The sequence below is a fragment of the Flavobacteriales bacterium genome (assembly GCA_026129465.1).
Taxonomy (GTDB): domain Bacteria; phylum Bacteroidota; class Bacteroidia; order Flavobacteriales_F; family PHOS-HE28; genus PHOS-HE28.
The window spans coordinates 33274-52819 of record JAHCIA010000001.1; the positions used below are offsets into that span (position 1 = coordinate 33274).

The 19546-nt window shown below is 64.7% G+C and carries 16 protein-coding genes; 8 read left to right on the top strand and 8 right to left on the bottom strand.

What is annotated here, in order from left to right:
- Positions 1–174 precede the first annotated feature (174 nt).
- The 8 genes from KIT10_00155 (at position 175) to KIT10_00190 (ending at position 11306) form a co-directional block, all read left to right on the top strand.
- Complete coding sequence (locus KIT10_00155; GenBank protein ID MCW5897654.1) at positions 175–990, top strand: hypothetical protein; 816 nt, start codon at positions 175–177, stop codon at positions 988–990.
- A complete protein-coding gene (locus KIT10_00160) occupies positions 987–1850 on the top strand; it encodes a sugar phosphate isomerase/epimerase (GenBank protein MCW5897655.1) in 864 nt (287 codons plus the stop codon). Before KIT10_00155 ends, KIT10_00160 begins: the two co-directional genes overlap by 4 nt.
- A complete protein-coding gene (locus KIT10_00165) occupies positions 1847–2983 on the top strand; it encodes an FAD-binding oxidoreductase (protein ID MCW5897656.1) in 1137 nt (378 codons plus the stop codon). Before KIT10_00160 ends, KIT10_00165 begins: the two co-directional genes overlap by 4 nt.
- Positions 2984–3007: 24 nt before the next feature.
- The gene (gene mazG, locus KIT10_00170) at positions 3008–3787 is read left to right on the top strand and encodes a nucleoside triphosphate pyrophosphohydrolase (protein ID MCW5897657.1); all 780 of its coding nucleotides are present in this window, start codon (positions 3008–3010) and stop codon (positions 3785–3787) included.
- 20 nt (positions 3788–3807) lie between these two features.
- A complete protein-coding gene (locus KIT10_00175; protein ID MCW5897658.1) occupies positions 3808–3996 on the top strand; it encodes a hypothetical protein in 189 nt (62 codons plus the stop codon).
- A 95-nt stretch (positions 3997–4091) separates the two neighbouring features.
- Complete coding sequence (locus tag KIT10_00180) at positions 4092–6617, top strand: gliding motility-associated C-terminal domain-containing protein (protein MCW5897659.1); 2526 nt, start codon at positions 4092–4094, stop codon at positions 6615–6617.
- Positions 6618–6668: 51 nt separating this feature from the next.
- Positions 6669–8813 carry a gliding motility-associated C-terminal domain-containing protein gene (locus tag KIT10_00185; protein ID MCW5897660.1) on the top strand — a complete coding sequence of 715 codons (2145 nt, stop codon included), beginning with the start codon at positions 6669–6671 and terminating at the stop codon, positions 8811–8813.
- Positions 8814–8879: 66 nt separating this feature from the next.
- The gene (locus tag KIT10_00190; GenBank protein MCW5897661.1) at positions 8880–11306 is read left to right on the top strand and encodes a PKD domain-containing protein; all 2427 of its coding nucleotides are present in this window, start codon (positions 8880–8882) and stop codon (positions 11304–11306) included.
- Here the strand turns inward: KIT10_00190 and KIT10_00195 are convergent, their stop codons facing one another.
- From KIT10_00195 to ccsA, 8 genes are all read right to left on the bottom strand, one after another.
- Complete coding sequence (locus tag KIT10_00195; GenBank protein ID MCW5897662.1) at positions 11307–11918, bottom strand: PorT family protein; 612 nt, start codon at positions 11916–11918, stop codon at positions 11307–11309.
- A gap of 18 nt (positions 11919–11936) precedes the next feature.
- On the bottom strand, positions 11937–12830 hold the full coding sequence (locus KIT10_00200) for a hypothetical protein (GenBank protein MCW5897663.1): 894 nt from the start codon (positions 12828–12830) through the stop codon (positions 11937–11939).
- A 98-nt stretch (positions 12831–12928) separates the two neighbouring features.
- A complete protein-coding gene (locus KIT10_00205) occupies positions 12929–13681 on the bottom strand; it encodes a hypothetical protein (protein MCW5897664.1) in 753 nt (250 codons plus the stop codon).
- A gap of 2 nt (positions 13682–13683) precedes the next feature.
- Positions 13684–14286: a septum formation protein Maf gene (gene maf, locus KIT10_00210; protein ID MCW5897665.1), complete on the bottom strand. Its 603-nt coding sequence runs from the start codon at positions 14284–14286 to the stop codon at positions 13684–13686.
- The gene (locus tag KIT10_00215) at positions 14283–15308 is read right to left on the bottom strand and encodes a geranylgeranylglycerol-phosphate geranylgeranyltransferase (GenBank protein MCW5897666.1); all 1026 of its coding nucleotides are present in this window, start codon (positions 15306–15308) and stop codon (positions 14283–14285) included. Before KIT10_00215 ends, maf begins: the two co-directional genes overlap by 4 nt.
- A gap of 122 nt (positions 15309–15430) precedes the next feature.
- The gene (locus tag KIT10_00220; GenBank protein MCW5897667.1) at positions 15431–15955 is read right to left on the bottom strand and encodes a 3-deoxy-D-manno-octulosonate 8-phosphate phosphatase; all 525 of its coding nucleotides are present in this window, start codon (positions 15953–15955) and stop codon (positions 15431–15433) included.
- Entirely contained in the window at positions 15952–16719 is a 768-nt protein-coding gene (locus tag KIT10_00225) for a DUF2520 domain-containing protein (GenBank protein ID MCW5897668.1), read from the bottom strand. The genes KIT10_00220 and KIT10_00225 overlap by 4 nt, the downstream gene beginning before the upstream one ends.
- Positions 16716–19535: a cytochrome c biogenesis protein CcsA gene (gene ccsA / locus KIT10_00230; GenBank protein ID MCW5897669.1), complete on the bottom strand. Its 2820-nt coding sequence runs from the start codon at positions 19533–19535 to the stop codon at positions 16716–16718. The genes KIT10_00225 and ccsA overlap by 4 nt, the downstream gene beginning before the upstream one ends.
- Positions 19536–19546 lie beyond the last annotated feature (11 nt).

Below are 19546 nucleotides of genomic sequence, written 5' to 3' on the forward strand. Positions count from 1 at the left end.
GGGAGCTTGTGCTGCGGGCCTGTGCGAGCCGGGCCGCGGCTTGGATCGTGGTCGCCTTTTGGCTCTACCTTTTGACGAAGCAAAGGGTGGTAGGAGATCGAACCTTCGCGGATATGGCCAGTTGGTCGAATGGCGACACTGCCCGGTGATGGGCTATCGGTATTTTCGCCCACCATGGCCGATAAGGATCAAGGCGAACGCCTGCCCGACGCGCTGATCGGCCACACCGGCTTCGTCGGTTCCAACCTGCTGGCGGCGCATCCCTTCACGGCGCTGTTCCGCTCCACCGACATCGAGGTTGCACGCGGACGATCGTTCGGACTGCTCGTCTGCGCCGGCGTGCGCGCCGAGAAATGGATCGCCAACCGCGACGAGGCCGCCGACCGAGCCAACATCGACCGCCTGACCGATGTGCTGGCCACTGTGAGCGCCCGGCGCGCCGTGCTGATCTCCACCACCGATGTCTACGCCGATACCCGTGGCCGCGATGAGGACCATCCGGCGGACCTCGCCGACAACCAGCCCTACGGCCGCAACCGGGCCCTGTTGGAGCTCGCCTTCCGCGCGTTGTTCCCCGAGGCGCTCATCGTGCGCCTGCCGGGTCTCTTCGGTCCGGGCCTGAAGAAGAATGTGATACACGATCTGATCAAGGACCACGAGGTGGAGAAGATCGACACGGCGGGCGTGCACCAGTACTACGATGTGCGCTGGCTGTGGAAGGACCTCCAGCGCGCGATGGAAGCGGGGATCCGCACGCTCAACATCACCGCGCCGCCCATGCGTGTGGAGGATCTCTGCGCGGACGTCTTCGGCGTGCGCTACCACAACCCCGGTCCGCGGCCGGCCGACTACGACATGCGCAGCAAGAACGATCGCGTGTGGGGCGGACGCGATGGTTACCTGTATGATGCGCACACGGTGCTTGCGGCGATGAAGGAATTCGTCGCCACCCATCCCGGCCGCCGCCCACTTCACCTGCCACCCGCGTGAAGCTCGCCGTCTCCTCCTTCGCCTGGCCGCCGCGTGAAAGCACGCGCGTCGCCGCATGGCTCGGCGCCGTACCGGAAGTGGGCGGTGTGGAACTGGTGCTGCCCATGGCCTTCGCGGATCCGGGAGGGGCCACGGCCGAGGAGATCAAGGCGGTGCGCGCGCTGTACGCCGATCAAGGTCTGGCCATCCCGTCGGTGCAATCCCTCGCTTTCGGCCGGCCGGAATTGCAGTTGCTGGGGAATGCGGATACGCGTAGGGCCTTCCACGAACACCTTTTGCGCATGGCCGAACTGGCATCCGCCCTCGGTGCGCGCACCATGGTCTTCGGATCGCCGGCCAACCGCAGGCGGGGCGCCATGCCCATGGACGAGGCGATGTCCTGGGCGGTGGACTTCTTCCGTCAACTGGGTGAAGCCCTTGAAGACACCGGCATCATCCTTACCGTGGAGCCCAATCCGCCGATCTACGCGGACTGCGACATGATCACGCGGCTGGAAGAGGCCACCGCGCTCGTGCGGCGCGTGGACCACCCCATGGTGAAGGTGCAGTTGGACACCGGGGCGATCGCCCATGCACAAGGGGAGGGGCGTGGTCCGGAGCTTGCCGCCATCGCCGACGCGATTATGGACGCGGCCCACCTGCACGTGAGTGTGCCGGGCCTCTTGCCATTGCGTTCGCAGGACGATATGCAAGCCGCCATCGCGGACAAGTTGTTGAAGGCAGGACTTCAAGACCGGCCATCCATCCCTTGGGCGACCATTGAGATGAAGCACGCTGGCGAGGAAGCCGATCCGCGGCCGGCCCTGCGTGAAGCCATGGATGCCGTGTGCGCGTGGTATCCGATCGCACCTGGAGCATGAGCACGATGGAACAAAGCGATGTGCTGGTGATCGGAGGTGGCATGTTCGGCACCTGGCTGGCCTGCGATGCCGCTGCGCGCGGCCTGCGCGTAACGCTCTGCGAAGCGCGTGAGGCGTTGCACCAGGAAGCCTCGCTCGTGAACCAGGCACGCATCCACAACGGCTACCATTACCCGCGCTCCATCCTCACCGGCCTCCGATCGCGGGAGAATTTCGAGCGCTTCGCCGAGGAGTTCCCCGGAGCGGTCTTCCGCGATTTCACCCACCTCTACGCCATCGCGCGGCACGGGTCGCAGGTCACCGCGCAGCAATTCGCGCTCTTCTGCGAGCGCATCGGCGCCGAATGTGCCGATGCGGACGAGCATCAAGCCGCATGCTTCGATCCGGAACGCGTGGAGGCCGTGTTCCGCGTGAAGGAGTACGCCTTCGATGCCGAGGCCCTGCGTGCGACCATGGCGGCTCGTTTGGTGGGCCGCGGTGTGGATGTCCGCTTGCGCACCCGCGTGGAGCGCGTGTCGCCCGCTGGTGCGGATGGTATCGAGGCGCGGCTCTCAGGCGGTGCCACTATCCGCGCGGCGCTGGTGCTGAACTGCACCTACGCGGGCCTCAATACGGTGTGCGCAAGCTCCGGCCTGCCCAAGCTGCCCCTGCGGCAGGAACTGGTGGAGATCGCCTTGATGCGGATGCCGGATACGCTGGGCGACATCGGCTGGACGATCATGGACGGACCCTATTGCTCCAGCCTGCCCTTCCCGGCACGGCAGGCGCGCTCGCTCTATCATGTCCGCTACTCCGTGCGCGGCGCTTGGGACGAAGGCGATGGACTTGCACCGCCACCGGATGACGGATCGCTGCGAGCCGCTCAGGTGAGCCAGGTGCGCCACATGATCGCCGATGGTGCGCTTTTCGTGCCCGCGTTGCGGCAGGCGGAGCATCTCGGATCACTGTGGACCGTGCGCACCAAACTGCCCGGCAGCGCACGCACGGACAGCCGCCCCATTCTCTTTCGTGCCGTGGCTGGATCGCCCGGCCTGTACCACGTGATGGGTGGCAAGGTCGACAACGTGTACGACCTCGCGCCCTACATGGAGGCGGCCATCGAGGCGGCCTTCACGGGGCACCGCGCCGGGTAGCCGATCGAACGTGACCTTTGCGCCATGGATCCCCGTGCCGAAGCCTTCCTCCGCCTGCTGAAGATCATGGATGAACTGCGCGCCCAATGTCCTTGGGACCGCAAGCAGACCATGGAAACGCTGCGCCCGCTGACCATCGAGGAGACCTACGAACTGGGCGATGCCATCCTGCGCAACGATGTGGACGAGGTGAAGAAGGAGCTTGGCGACCTGCTCCTGCACATGGTCTTCTACGCCAAGATCGGCGAGGAACAAGGCGCCTTCAACATCACCGATGTGCTGCACGGCATCTGCGAGAAGCTCATCCGCCGCCACCCGCACATCTACGGCGACACCCAGGTGAAGGACGAGGAGGAGGTGAAGGCCAACTGGGAGAAGATCAAGCTCGCGGAGAAGGGCGGTGAGGGATCCGGTGACCGCAGCGTGCTGGATGGCGTACCGCGTGGGTTGCCCAGCATGGTGAAGGCCATCCGCATCCAGGACAAGGCGCGGGGCGTGGGCTTCGATTGGGACCACCGCGACCAGGTGTGGGACAAGATCCACGAAGAACTGGCCGAGTTGAAACGCGAGGTGGACACCGGAAGCGAGCGCCAGGCGGCCGAGGTCGGCGATGTGCTCTTCAGCATCGTCAACTACGCGCGCTTTCTGGGGATCGATCCCGATGAGGCGCTGGAACGCACCAACCGCAAATTCATCCAGCGGTTCCAGTACCTGGAGCGCGAGGCGGCGAAGGACGGGCACAAGCTGGGCGAGATGAGCCTGGCCGAGATGGACATCTACTGGGAGCGCGCCAAGGACGCTTGATCCGGCGGTACCTTCGATCCATGCGCCGCGCGGCCCGCTCCATCCTCTTCAGCCTGCTCATCGGCTTCCACAACGCCTGGGAGCAGGACGATAGGGGCTTGGAGGAACTCGCCATCCGTTTCCAGACGTCATACCGCGAGCCCATGAGCAACCCCCTGGCCAGCCCGCACAGCTGCTTCTTCTGGGGCGAAAGCAGCCTGTTGAATTGAGCGCGATCCCGGAAGGCTTGTTGATATCCCGGTCACACGCAGGCAACGCGCACATGGGGCCTGAGGTCCACCTTTGTGACATTCCCCGTATTGGCATGGAACGAAGCCCGATCCGAAAGACCCGTACCGCGTTCCTCGCGGCCCTGCTGATCGCCGGCTCCGCGCTGCACGCGCAGATCCCCGGCAAGTGTTTCGAGATCGAGAGCATCCTGGTGGACGCCTGCAACCCGGCCCTGCTCTGCCCCGGCAGTTCGGAGGGCCAGAATGAGATGGTCCGCTTCCGCACCGGGCCCGCGCCGATCGCCCTCGACGACATCATTGTCAACTGGCCGAACAACCTGTGGCGCGGTTTCGAGCAGAGCGCCACCACCGCCGATCTGACCACCCAGCTCAACGCCACCATCGAGGACTGTGGCTGGCTCATTGAGCCGCCCAACGGCATCATTCCGCCGGGCAAACCCGTGATCCTCATCACCAGCACCAACATGTGTCTGGCGGCGAATTCCTTCACCGCCTTGGTGGACACCGTCTACATCACCTTCCAGGCGCCCGGCAACACGGCGGGCCACTTCGCCAACCACAACAACGGCACCACCGTTTCGCCCGACCCGGTGGGCGCGCCCGACTTCCGCACGCTGATCATGACCTATGTGCCCACGGCCTGTGCGGACACGGTGACCTACGACCGCTCACTGCTGGTGAACATCTACGGCACCTACGGTGGATTCGCGCCGGAGAACGACGGCGCCACGGTGGAGTTCAGCTGGCCGGGACCGCCGGTGGCCACCTACATCAACCTCGGCTGCCAGGCGCCCTTCGTGCCGCTTACGGCGGAGGCGACGGCCGAGGGATCCATTTGCCAGGGCGGTACCGTTCAACTCACCGGCACGGTGAGCGGCCCCTTCAATTCGGTGCAATGGACTGGCGGCACCGGCACCTTCGGCGATCCCAACGCGGCGGTGACCACGTACACCACGGGGGCGGGCGATGTGGGGGAGATCGTGCTCCAGTTCTGCGCCTTCGGCACCTGCGGTTCGGTGTGCGCCGAGGTGACGATCCAGCTCGGGCTGTTGCCGCAAGTGAGCATCAGCGCTGATGGACCCACGGCGCTTTGCCCAGGCGATCAGGTGACACTGACGGCAAGTGGCGCCGACACCTACGAGTGGTCGCCGGGCGGGCCGGGCGCCTCGATCAGCGTGAACAGTCCGGGGGTGTACGTCGTCACCGGCACCAATGCCTGCGGCTCATCGCAAGCGAGCATCTCCATCACGGCGGCCCAGGGACCACAAGTGACCATCACCGCGGATGGCCCCACGGCGATCTGCCCTGGCGAGACGGTGACGCTCAACGCCAGCGGCGCCGACGTCTACGTGTGGACGCCCGCGGGCTTCGGCCCCTCCATCGTGGTGGACACGCCCGGCACCTACACCGTCACCGGCACCAACAGCTGCGGCCAGGGCATGGCGAGCATCGAGATCACGGAAGCGCCCGGTCCCACGGTGACGATCACCAGCAGCGGCACCACGCTATGCCCGGGTGGGACGATCACCCTCACGGCCAGTGGCGCCGACAGCTACCAGTGGGAACCCGGTGGTGCGGGTGAGCAGATCGTTGTGGACACCCCGGGCACTTACACGGTGACCGGCAGCAATGCCTGTGGTGAAAGCACCGCGAGCATCACCATCACCGCCGGAGAGACTCCTGACATCACCATCAGCGGAGATCTCACGCCCTGCCAGGGCACCACCACCACGCTCACGGCCAGTGGCGCGGACAGCTACCAGTGGAGCACCGGCGCGGGCACACCTTCGATCACGGTGCAAAGCGCAGGCACCTACACGGTCACCGGCACCACCGCCTGTGGATCCGCACAGGCCAGCGTTTCGGTCACCTTCATCGCACCGCCGGATGTGTCGATCACCGGCGAGGCCTACCTCTGTCCCAGCACCGTGCTCACCGCTGTTTCCAATGGCCCCGTGTTGTGGAGCACCGGTGCCACCACCGCTTCCATCACCGTGACACAGCCGGGCAACTACAGCGTCACGGCCACCAACGCCTGTGGTTCGGCCCAGGCATCCATCGATGTGGTGGACGATCCCATCACTGCCGCGTTCCAGGCGCTGCCTGAGGAAGGCGTCGCGCCGCTGCTGGTGCAGTTCACCAATTTCTCGCTGCCGCCCACCGCCGGCTTCACTTGGGACTTCGGCGACGGCAATGGCTCCAACGCGTATTCACCGTCACATCTGTACACGACGCCCGGCGAGTACACCGTGACGCTCACCGCCACGCTGGGCACATGCACCGCGTCGGCATCGGTCGTCATCACCGTGCTGGAGGACGAGGAGAGCGACATCTCCGTGCCCAACGTCTTCACCCCGAATGGCGATGGCGTGAATGACCAACTCATGGTCCAAGCGAAGGGCATCGAGCGCCTGGAGCTGAACGTGTACAACCGCTGGGGCCAGCTGGTGGCCCGCCTGGAGCGCGTGATGCAAGCCTGGGACGGCCGCACCTTCGCCGGCGAGCCCGTGTCGCCCGGAACCTACTTCTACACGCTCACGGCCAAGGGCAAGGACGGTCGCGACTTCGACCTCTCGGGCACGATCACCGTGCTGCGCTGAGCTTTCCGCCATCCGGTTACATTTACCATACGTGGCCGAGCCCGTATGGTGATGGAGCCCAAGCACATTCTGCCCTGCCTGTTCATGCTGTCATCATCGATGATGGCGCAGAACCTGGTCATCAATCCGAGCTTCGAGACCATCTCTTCCTGCCCGATCGGACCCAGTGAGTTGGACAAGGCCGTGCCCTGGCGCAACCCATACACGAACGTGGTGGGTGACACCTGCTCCACCTCCGACCTCTTCAACGCCTGCAGCCCCTTGGGGGCCTTCGGTGTGGGCGTGCCGGCGAACATCCTGGGCAACGAGCCAGCGCACACCGGTGTGGGCTATGCGGGGATCATCGTGTACGAAGGGTTCGCGCTCTTCGGCTGCCTGAATTTCTTCGGATCGGGATGGCGCGAATACCTGGAAGGCACGCTGACACAACCGTTGGTGGCCGGCCAGACCTATTGCGTGTCGTTCCACATCAGCCTGGCGGACAACGTGAAGTTCGCCTCGGATGACATTGGCGTGTACTTCTCCAACACCCTGGTGGACATCAACTGCACCACGGTGGGTTCCGCCTCGCACCTGCCCTTCACGCCACAGTTGCCCTACAATGGTCCGAACATCACCATCACCAACGGGTGGCAGCAACTGTCGTGGGACTACGTGGCCAACGGCGGTGAGCAGTACATCATCATCGGCAACTTCAAGAACGACGCGAACACCAGCTACGAGTGTGTGAACGCCAACGCGCTGCTGCCCTACGCCTACTACTATATCGATGACGTGAGCGTGACGGCCGGTAGTTGTTCACAAGCACCCTGCGATCTGGCACTGGCAATGGTGGAGCAGAACGATGTGGGCTGCTTTGGTGGTGCGGATGGAAGCGCCACGGTGGCGGCCACAGGCGGCACAGTGCCATTCACCTACACCTGGATGCCCGGGGGACTTGCCGGCGCGGTCCAGATCGGACTTGCGGCGGGCAGCTACACCGTTACCGTGACGGATGCGGAGGACTGCACGGCATCGCTGGTGGTGGACATTGGTGAGCCGGATCCCTTGGTCATCGCCACCAGCACGGTACCGGCCACCTGCGGCCAGGCCGACGGCAGCGCGACCGCCAGCGTGAGTGGTGGGTCGCCGGGGTTCACATACAGCTGGAGTCCGGCGGGAGGCAATAGCGCCGCGGCTTCGGGACTTGCTGCAGGCATCTACACGGTGACCGTGACCGATGCCAATGGCTGCATCGCCAGCGCCCAGGTGAACGTGACGCAAGGCCTGCCCACGGTGACGATCACCGGTCCGGATGCGCTTTGCGAAGGCGGATCCATCACACTCACGGCGAATGGAGCGGACAGCTACCAATGGGGCCATGGACCCACGGGTGCCACCGTTCAAGTGGACATGCCCGGCACTTACATCGTGGTGGGCACCAATGCCTGCGGCCAAGGCATGGACAGCGTGGTGGTGACACTGCTGCCGGGTCCTGTCGCCGGCATCATTGGACCGGATACGGTCTGCACAGGCGCTTCCATCGTCCTTACGGCCGCGGGTGGTGTCAGCTACCTGTGGTCCACCGGTGAGACCACGCAGAGCATCATCGTCGCGGCCGGTGGCGTGTACACGGTGACCGTTACCGATTGCGGCACGGACCAGGCGTCGCACGTGGTCACGGAGATCACCGTATCGGCCGCGTTCACGGCCGATCCATCGACCGGGTACGCCCCGCTGGTCGTGGACTTCATCAACAACTCCACACCACCGGGCGGTGCCTGGACCTGGGACTTCGGCGATGGCGCTTCGAGCACGTCCTTCGATCCTTCGCACACCTACGGAGAACCCGGCGTCTATCCCGTGGCGCTGATCGTGAGCTTCGCCGGATGCAGCGCCACTGCCACCGGTACGGTGATCGTGCTGGCGCCGCTCGAGGACAGCGACCTGTGGGTGCCCAACGTCTTCAGCCCGAATGGTGACGGCGTGAATGACGTGTGGGGGCCGGTATCACGCGGCATCGCCACCTTGGAAGTGACGATCTACAACCGCTGGGGCCAGGTGCTGCGCGTGCTCACCGATCCGGCGCAGGTGTGGGATGCCCGGACCAGCTCCGGCGAGCGCGTATCGGACGGCACCTACTTCTATGTGCTATCCGCCACGGGCCACGACGGCCGGGTGTGGGAACTACAGGGGGCCTTTACGCTGTTGCGCTGAGCAAGCCAAGACCAGTGGATGCCAAGGCGCGCATGCCAAGCGGCGAATGGGGACCTTTGTCCGCTCATGACCACCATGGCCCGGCGCAAGGGACCCGCCTCCATGCTGATGCGTGCATCGCTTCACGCCATGGGCATCGCCATGTCCATGCTGCCGAGTGCGCCAAACGTCGTGGCGCAATGCCCATTGACCATCGATGTGTTCCCGCATCTGGAGGATTTCGAGACCGGGCCGGTGTGGGCCAGCGGTGGTGCCGGCAGCGATTGGGCCTGGGGCACACCCACCAAGCCGGTGATCTCCGGCGCGGCCAGCGGAAGCCGTTGTTGGGTGATCGGCGGTCTCACGAACAGCTGGTACATCGACAGCCAGCAGAGTTGGGTGATGGGACCTTGCTACGACTTCAGCGCGCTGACGAACCCATGGATCTCCTTCAAGGTCCTGTGGGAATGTGAGCGCGACTTCGATGGGCTGTCCATGCAGTATTCGCTCAACGGCGGCGCGACATGGACCAATGTGGGCGCTTTCGGTGCACCGGCGCATTGCCTCGCCCAGAACTGGTTCAACACGCAGTACATCAGCAACCTCACCCTTGCCGATCCGCGGCAAGGGTGGTCGGGCCGCATCGGGCCCACCCAGGGGGCCTGTGTCGGCGGCAGTGGCAGTGTCACCTGGGTCACCGCCTCGCAATGCCTGCAGAGCCTGGCGGGTCAACCCAGCGTGCGCTTCCGTTTCGTCTTTGGTGCCGGTTCCACCTGCAACAGCTACGATGGCGTGGCGATCGACGACTTTCTCGTGGGCGAGGCGCCGCCCAATCAGGCGGACTTCACCTACGGATGCGATGGCAGCACGGTGGAATTCACCAACACATCCGCACTCTGCCCCACATCCTTCGCGTGGAACTTCGGCGATCCCGCATCCGGTGCCGCCAACACCAGCACGCTGGCTTCGCCCCAGCACACCTATGCCGCACCGGGCACCTACACCGTCACATTCACCGTGAGCGGCCCTTGTAACGCGCCGAGCACAGTGGTGCGCCAGATCTCCATCCTGGAGGTGGACTTCGACGTGGTGCAGCCCACCTGCGGACAGGCCAACGGAACGATCACCGCACAGGTGACGGGTACCAACGGGCCGGTCTCCTACCAATGGAACCCGGGCGGTGGGACCACGGCCACGATCACCGGTCTGGCACCTGGCATCTATGGCGTGCAGGTCTCCGCGCCGGACGCCTGCCCCGCGCAGGCCAACGTGTTGCTCGAGGCCAGCACGGCGGGACCCGTGGTGCAATTGTCATCCGTGGACGTCACCTGCCACGGATCCTCGGATGGAACTGTCACGGGATCCATCACAGGTGGAACCGGTCCGTACGAGATCGAATGGCAACCTGCCCTGGGTACGGGTCTGACCCACACGGGTCTTGGGCCTGGCACCTATGTGGTCACGGTCACAGATGCCGATGGCTGCGAAGCCATCGCGCAGGTGACGATCGCGGAGCCGGAGCCCATGACCATGGCACCGCCGGCCGATGCGGTGATCTGTGCGGGCGATGCGTTGCTGCTGGCACCGCAGGTTTCCGGGGGTACGCCGCCATACGTGATCGGCTTTCTGCCGGATGGACCCCTGGTCTCACCCGCGTCCACGACCACCTACACGATGACCGTGACCGATGCGCAGGGATGCACGGCGGGTCCCGTGGAAGTGAATGTGCAGGTCTCCACGGCGGAGGTCCCCGCACTGTCGGTGGATGAGGCCACGGGATGTGTGCCGCATTGTGCGCAGTTCTCCGCCTCCACGCAGCAGGCGGTGCAATTGGATTGGGACTTCGGGGATGGCGGCACCGCGAACGGCATCATCGTGCGGCACTGCTTCGGGTCCGCAGGGACCTACGCGGTGACCGTGACCGCCACCAATGCGGATGGATGCACGGTCGCCGCCACATTGGCGGAACCGATCAACGCCATCGCGCCGCCGGTGGCGCTCTTCACCGCCGATCCGCCGATCACCACCATCGGTTCGCCCACGGTGCAGTTCAGCGCCATGGCCTCCACGGGCGTCGCATGGGATTGGACCATCGGCGCCGTGGGCGATACGCTCGAGGGCCTCTCCGTGGTGTACACCTTCGAGGAGGTGGAGTGCCATCCGCTTACCCTGCGCGTGACCGACGAGGAGGGCTGCACGAGCGAGGCGGAGGGCATCTATTGTGTGGAGGACGATTTCGGCCTCTGGGCGCCGAACGCCTTCACCCCGGATGGTGATGGTGTGAATGATGTGTTCGGTGTGGTCACCACCGTGGGCGATCCAAGCTTCTTCGAACTGACGATATACGATCGTTGGGGCCGATCGCTCTTCACCGCGCGGGACAAGCAGCAAGGTTGGGACGGGACCTCATCGGGCAGCGAGACGCCACAGGGGGTCTACGTTTGGCGGCTGCGTCTGCACGACACCTTCGGCGGGCTCCAGGAACGCGCGGGGCACGTCACGCTGATCCGCTGATCAGCGGGCCAGTTTCAAGCGCACACCTGCATTGACCTGCAGCATGTTCGCCTTGGGGTCCACGTCGATCCTCTCGTCGTCGAAGACCGGCGTCATGCCGATGTCGTAGCTCACGTCGATGAAGAACACCGAGATGTCCAGACCGGCGCCAGCGGTGATCGCCAGCTGCGTGTCATTGAACTTCACGTCGCGCACACCGTCCTGGTCGAATTCGGTGACGATGGGCAGCGAGGCGGCCAATCCGCCGAAGAGCCGGAAGTTGAAGGCGGGTCTCTCCTCGGGATCCACGAAGCGGTAACCGAAGCGCAGGGGCACACGCAGGCTGCCGGTGGAGACGGTCCCTTCCACGGTGACCTCCTCACCATTGATGTTGGTGGTTGTGGAGGTGATGCCCACGTTGCCCAGCACGTATTGCAGGCCCGCCGAGAAGTGCACCTTGGAACCGAACATGAGGTCGCCGCCCACTTGGAAGCCCGCTTTGGACTTCCATTCCGAATAGGTGGGCGCCTCGGTGAAATTCTGCAGGTTCATGCCCACGTGCGGGCGGATCTCCAGTTGCGCCATGGCGCCCGTGGCGCACAGCGCTGCGATGGTGGTCAGGGTCTGGCGCATGGGTTCGGGTATGGCTGATCAACGTATGTGGTCCTGCTTGCGCTTCAATTCGCTGATGATGCGCTGCAGGTCCTCTTTGCTTTCCTGGTGGTCGCCGGCCTTGCTGCTGTGCTTTTCCAGCGTGCTCTGGTGCTTGTTCAGGTTGCCCTGCACCTTGGCCTCCTGTTGCATGAGCTTGGCCAGGGAACCTTCGTTCTTCGCCAGGGAGGAGCGCGCCTTGGTGAGCCGCTGAAGGTCCTTGGGGTCATTGGTAAGTGCGAACTTCTTCTCCAACCCGGTGATGTTGCCGTGGATCTTGGCATTGTCCGCCTGGATCTTCCCGCGCTTGCTCTTGAGCTTCTCCAGGTCGCGGTTGGCCTTGGCCACGTTGCTTTCCGCCTTCGCCTTGTCCTTCGCGGAACTGGCCAGCTTCTCGCCGGTCTTGTCCAGGTCCTTCTGGTACCGATCGATCTGGCCCTGCACCACGGCCTTGTTCAGGCGAACGGCCAGGTCGTACATGTACTTCTCGGCGTCGGCCTCCAGCGGCGTGCTGTCATTCACCAAAAAGGCCAGGGACAGTTTGGCCACACCCGCTTTCTTCTCGGTGGTGCCATCGGCCAGCACGATCAGCTGCTCTTCGGATAGCTGGGGCAGCCTGACCCCGGTGGCGCGCAGGGGCTTGTTGGTGATGGCCGCGCTCACGGGCGTCAGCTCCTTCCGCCAGAGATCGATGGCGGTGCCCGCATCGGCCTCGAACACCGTGATGGTGTGCGCCGGATGTTCCTTCTTGTCCACGGTGATCGTACCCTGGGTCACCGCGATGCGCTGGTCCCACGCCAACCGGGTTCCGTCCTTGGTGGTCTGGGCGTGGGTGGCGGTGCCGATAAGCACAACGGCGAAGAGCGGCAACAAGGGGAGGAGGTCTTTCTTCATGTGGGTTCGGACGATAGGGCCTTCCAAAAGTAGCACCCACCGGAAAGGAATGGTTCCCAAGGTCCTGGTGCCGCGCGAACCGGTCCGGTCACGCGCCTTCAACGGCCCGCATGGACCTCGCGTGTGGCCGGTGCGCGGGGTGTGGTGATGATACGCTCACCGTTGTACAGCCCGAAACCGATGGCGACAGTGATCACCCGGGCATCAAGCGCCGCATACGGGTGGGTCTCCATGCCATCCACGGTTTCGGTGAAGTGCTTCGCGTGGAAATTGTTCATCTGGTAGCGCAGGGTGAAGGTGACCGAGCTCGTGCTTTGCAGCCCGATGAACACACCATGGTGCAGGGGCTCGTTGCGGCCACTGAGCCACACGCCGAAGCGGTCGTCGCGCTTCTCATTCAGGAAACGCTTCTCCTGGTAGTGGAATGGCAGCTCCAACAGGTAGCCGCCGTAGAGCAGGGCACCGTGCATGCGGCCGAGCTTGATGCCGACGGGCAGGCCCGCATTGTACGTGCGGAACTTGTAGCGGAAGTCGCTGGTGGGGTCGACGTAGATGAAACCATGGTTGCGCAGGGACAGACCCATGAAGATGCCGAAGCGCTCGCTGGTGTCGAAATGCACCAGGCCCTGCATGTTGACGAAGGGCGTGAAACGCACCACTGCGCCCCGATCATTGCCCGCGACATCCAACACCGGTACGCTGAACTGCCACTCCGCACCGCTCGTGGGGTAGATCTGTCCGGGTCGTGGCGTATCCACCGCTGTGTCCCAGGCGCTGTCCTGGGCGCTTGCTCCGCCAGCGGAGACCAGCATCACAAGAAGTCGCAGGCCGAATTGGATCGCACGCCCCATTTTCAAGGTGTGGTGGGCGGCGCGAGCCGTTTCAAGGCCTGGTAAAGCGGATGCAGGGGCAATCCCATCACCGTGTAGAAGCTGCCTTCCAAACGTTCCACGCCCACGTAGCCGATCCATTCCTGCACGCCATACGCGCCCGCCTTGTCCAGCGGCCGGTATCGCTCCACGTAGTAGGCGATCTCCTCTTCGGTGAGCCGGGCGAATGTCACGCGTGCCTTGTCCGAGAACGCTGTTTCCCCCTGCGTGGTACGCACACACACCGCGGTGATCACGGTATGCGTGGCACCGGAGAGTCGTTCCAGCATGCGCATGGCATCCTCCGCATCCACCGGTTTGTTCAGCAATTCGCCATCGATCAGCACGGTGGTGTCGGCCGTCACCAGCACCTGGTCAAGGGCCAGAGTGCCGGGCCATGCGCGCGACTTTTCCATGGCGAGGTGCGCCGCCACCAGTTCTGGGGGCATCCCAGGAGGCGGTGTTTCATCCAGGTCCACGGCGGTGGTCTCCACCTGGAGGTCAAGCCCCTTGAGCAGTTCACGCCGCCGCGGCGATGCCGACGCGAGGATCAGCCGCCAGGGGAAGAGGGGAGGTGGTGCGGTCATGTCCTTCCGATGAGCAAGGCGTAGCCCACGGCCATCACCATGGCGAGTTTCATCAGTTGGCCCGCGCGGATGTGCGCATCGCGGGTGCGGGCCTGGAACGTGAAGCCGGCGCTGAGCAGCAACGGCGCGATGATGCCGAGCCCGATGTACCAGAACGAGACGCTGTCCGTGAGCAGGCGTGCCCGCAGCACCAGCAACCCGGCGATCAGCAGGCCGATGTATACCAGGACCATGGTGCGCGCGGCCCCCATGCCCCATGCGATGGGTACCGTGCGGCAACCCTCCTCCCGGTCGCCCTTCTCGTCGGCCATGTCCTTCTGCAGTTCGCGCACCAGGGTGCTCAGAAAGGCGAAAGCGGTGAAGGCGAGGATCCAGGCCCAGAGTTGGTCGAAGGCCGGTTCCATCAGGTAGCGGCTGCCATCGGGGAGTGCCACCACCTGGGGTTCGGCGAACGCGCGTTTGAGCAGCGGTATCTCATACAGCCCCACGGTGAGCGGCACCAGCGCGGTGAGCGTGGCCACCAGGCCGTTGCCGATGAGCAGTCGCCGTTTGAAGGTGGTGCTGTAGGTCCAGAGCGCACCGATGGCGAAGACGGTGATGAGCATCCATTGGGGAAGGCCGCTGCGCCAGGCCACGAGGATGCCCGCGAGCAGTCCGGCACCGCTCAGCACCAGATGCCCCACCATGGCCACGCGCCGCTTCACCTGGCGTCCCACGATCACTTCGCCGGGTTTGTTGATGCGGTCGATGCGCGTATCGAAATAGTCGTTGATGACATTTCCCCCGGCCGCCACCAGCACCGTGCTCAGCACGAGCAGGATGAAGTGGCCCCAGGGCATGCGCGGCCCGAAGCTTTCAGGCAGCAGCAGTTCGCCGCGCGTCACGCCGGGTCCGGCCTCCTTCAACAATTCACCGATGCCGCGCTCCAGGTTGCCGGCTATCACACCCTCGCGCATCAGCAGCATGGTGGCGGCGATGATCAGCAGGTTGATCGGGCGGGTGAGCCGTAGGAAGGGGGTCATATCAGCGGCAAGTTGGCATGCTGTGGTTTGGCCGGTGGTCTCCCCTGGGCGAGTCCGATGTGGATCGGGTTTCGGCGCACCATGTCTTCCGCCCTTGGACTTTCGGTATACCGGCCGGGCATTCACCAGGTGTACGCCCCATCATTCAACCACTTTCCCTGCGCCTTCAGTGCCTGTTCCAACAGGTCGCGCACACAGCCGCCACCGCCGGGATAGCGGCTCACGTAGGCGCTGATGGCCTTGATCTCCTCGGCGCCGTCGGCGGGCGTGCAGGGGAAGGCCACTCGGCGCATCACGCGCAGGTCGGGCAGGTCGTCGCCCATGTAGGCCGCGGTCGAAGGGTCGAGCCCTTCACTTGCCAACTTGTCGAAGAGCACTTCCTTCTCCGCGGTCCCGAGGTGCACCTCTTTCACGCCCAGCCGTGCGAAACTGTCGGCCACACCCTGCGAGCGGCCACCGCTGATGATGACGATGCGCAGGCCCTCCTTCACCGCGCGCTGCACGGCATAGGCGTCGCGGGTGTGGAAGGTGCGCACGGGATCGGTGCCGGGCATCAGCAGCACGCGGTTGTCTGTGAAGACACCGTCCACATCGAAGAGGAAGGTGCGCAGACCGGAAAGCTTTTCCTTGTAGGTGGTGCCGCTCATGCGTGGCCGTACGCCCGCAGGATCTGCCTGCTCAACAGGTCGTAGGTGGCGCGAAGGTCGGGATCGCCGCTCAACAGGTCCAGGTGTTCCTGCATGGTGCGCAGGTCGCCCCGCCGGGCGGGACCGGTCAGGGCCTGTTCCGGCCCGAAGGTGGCCGCGCGTTGTGCGGTGGCTTTCCACAAGGGGTTCAGCAGGCCGGGCGGCAGTTTCTGTTCGCGCAGCAGACGTTGGGCCTCGCGGAAGAGCCACACGGGCAGGTTGCTGGTGAGCACGGCGGCGAGGTGCACACGTCGGCGTTGTTCCAAGGGCAGTTCGATGCGCACCTCGGACAGCCGACCAGCCAGGTCCAGCAGCACCTTGCGGGCCGTGTCGTCGACGGCGTCCACCACCATCGGTACATCGCGCAGGTCCATGGGCGCACCATGGCCCAGGCTCTGGATGGGCCAGATGACGCCCCGGTGTGTGTGCGGTGCCAACACGTCCAGGTCCACGGCGCCGGCGGTGTGGGCCACCACCGTTCCGCTTGCGGGGATCTGTTTGGCCACCTGTGCGATGGCATCATCGCTGACGGTGAGCAACGCGAGGTCGGCCTCCGGGAGGGGCCTGGTCAGATCGATCGCGGGCCGGTCCAGCGTGCGGGCCAGCGCCTCGCGCTTGCTGCGGTCGCGGCCGGCCACACCGATGAGGGGCAGCCCGGCACGCACGATCGCGTGCCCCAACTGGTAGGCCATGCGACCGGTGCCGATGAGCAGGATGCGTGTCATGGCTTCTGCGTGTCGCGATCGGCGATGCGACGCCACACGGCCAGGCCGGTGCCCAGTGCCAGCAGCACGCAACCGATCCAAAGGATGTTGATGCCCGGGAAGGCGAGGGCCTGCATCACCAGGAATTCGGCCTCGGCCACGTTCACCCCCAACAATGGCGGCTCGTCACCGGCAGGGTTCCCATCCACCGAGGCCAGCCCATAGCGCATGCGCAAGGCGGGGATCTCGGCCGGTTTTCCCGCTACGGGTTCGCCGTTGGAATAGACCACCATGGGCCGGGCCTCGAACCAACGATCGGTGCGGTAGAGGTCGCGGATGCGGAGCGCCACGGCGTAAACGGTGAAGCGGTCGCCCAGCATGGCCAGGGTCACACTGTCGCGTACGGTATACACACTATCGATCACCACCACGCTGTTGGGCGTTACGATGGTGTCGCCCACGGTCTTGTCATAGCGGCGGTCGGGCATCCAGCCGAAGGCGGTGGAGTCCTTGTCGGTGCTCAGGTCCGCATAGCGCACATGCGTGTACAGGTCGCGGTTCCACCAGTGCTTGGTACTCGGTTCGGCCACGTTGCCGAAGCGCGGATTCAATTGCACGAAAGGCGCCAGACCGAAGCGGCGATCGCCCGGACGTGTGTCACTCCAGTCGCGTGCGTACCACAACGCGCGTTTCGGGTGGTCCTCGATCGGTTCCCAATGCGCCGGTTGGTCGGCCAGGAATACGGGACCCGCGCGGTGGTCGTTCTTCGCGCGGAAGAGCATGTCGCCCACGCGCACCGTGTCGCCCATGCGATAGTCGCGCGGCTCCACCGCGAAGTAGTCCATGTGGTAGAAGAGGTTCACCCCTTCCTGCTCCTTCTCGCGGTAGTGCACGTAGTGGTCGCCCATGCGCACGGTGTCTCCGCGGTAGAGCAGGATGTCCGTGCTGTTGCTGAAGGAGGCGTTCAGGAAGCGCAGGTCCATGCCCTTGGCGTTGCGGCTCACCTCCTCCTTGCTGCCCGTGCTGATCAAGGCCCCCAGCAATACCAGGCCGAAACCCACGTGCGCGATGCTCGGCCCGGCGTGGCGCAGACGGCCCTTGAGCACGGCGGGGATGTAGCTGGCATTGGCCGCGACTGCGAAGAGGGTGGCGAAGAGCATGGCACCATGGAGCATCTCGCGCAGGCCGTAGCCGAGCACGACGACCAGCATGACGGTGAGCGCCACGGAAACGATGAAAGGCCACAACAGGGCGCGCAGCACCTTGCGCATGTCACTGTCCTTCCAGCGCAGGTATTGCGTGAAGGCGACCAGGATGCTGATGATCACCGCGAAGGGCAACTGCCACTTGTTGTAGTGCGGAATGGGGTCGGTGGGCGGTGCGATGCGCGCTTCGGCCAGCGCGGTGATGAAGCCCGGACCGGTGGCGTTGCCGAGCCGTTCCAGCAGGTCGTTCCAAGGTTCCAGCAGCAGGTTGAAGACCGGGATGCTGGTGCTGAAGGTGATCTGTAGCGCGCTCACGAGCAGCACGAGCGATCCGATGAAGATCCAGAACTCCCTTGACCAGAGGGACTCCTCGGGGTCATCGCTGTTGAAGCCACGGCGGTAGGCCGATAGCATGTGCAACGAGGTAACGAAACCGAAGACGACCACCGCCTCCGCGGGCACGTCCAGACCGATGCCGACGATGAGCAAAGCCAGGCTCGAGAGCGCATAGAAGCGACGGTGACCCGCACCGGCGGGCAGCAGCAGCAGCACGGAGAGCGCGGTGAAGAAGAGCATGAAGACCAGGAGCCCGGGCAGCATGCCGTCGCCCGTGAAGCTGTGTACGCTGGTGTCGCCCAGTACACCGCTTCGGGTGAGGAAAGTGCTGTACAGCACGAACAGAAAGGTGCCAAGGGTCAGCAGGAAGGTGGCGAAGAGCGAGGTCTCGCGGCGCCGGTTCACCATCATCAGATGGCCGGCCGCCACCAAGGTGATCCACGGCACGAGCGAGGCGTTCTCCACGGGATCCCAGGCCCAGAAGCCGCCGAAGCTCAGCGCCTCATAGGCCCACGCGCCGCCCATGAGGATGCCGGTGCCGAGCACCATCACACCGAAGAAGGTCCAAGGCAGGGCCGGGGCCATCCAAGCGCGGCGCTCTCCGGTCCAGAGACCGGCGATGGCGTAGGCGAAGGGCACCAGCGTGGCGGAGAAGCCCAGGAAAAGGGTGGGGGGATGGATGACCATCCAGTAATTCTGTAGCAAGGGGTTGAGGCCGCGGCCATCCTTGAGCTGTTCGATGCGATCGATGTATTCGGACACCAGCGTCCAAGGCAGGCCGAGGTTCTCCGGCAACTGCCGGATCAGCAGGAAAGGGCTGCTGCCGATGCGCGTATCACCGAAGTAGATGCCCAGCAACATGGTGGCCAGGAAGACCTGCACCGCCGCGAAGACCGCCATCACCGGTGCCTCCCATTTGCCTGCGCGGAACATGAGGATATTGCCCAGCACCACATGCCAGAAAGTCCAGAGCAGGAAGGAGCCTTCCTGCCCCTCCCAGAAGCAGCTGGCTATGTACTTCATGGGCATGGCCAGATTGCTGTGCTTCCACACGTAGTCGTACTGGAACCAATGCTTGAAAAGCATGGTGAAAAGGATCACCACGATGCCGATGACCGCGGTGGAATGCAATACGAAGCCGATGCGTCCCACGGCCTTCCAGCCTTCATCACGCCGGGTGGTGGCGAAGACGAATGCCACCGTGGCCAGCAGGGCCGCCACAAAGGACACGATCGTGAGCGCATGCCCGAGTTGCCCCGCCCAGGCCTGTTCACCGATGTAGTGGATGCGATCCATGCTGTTGTCAA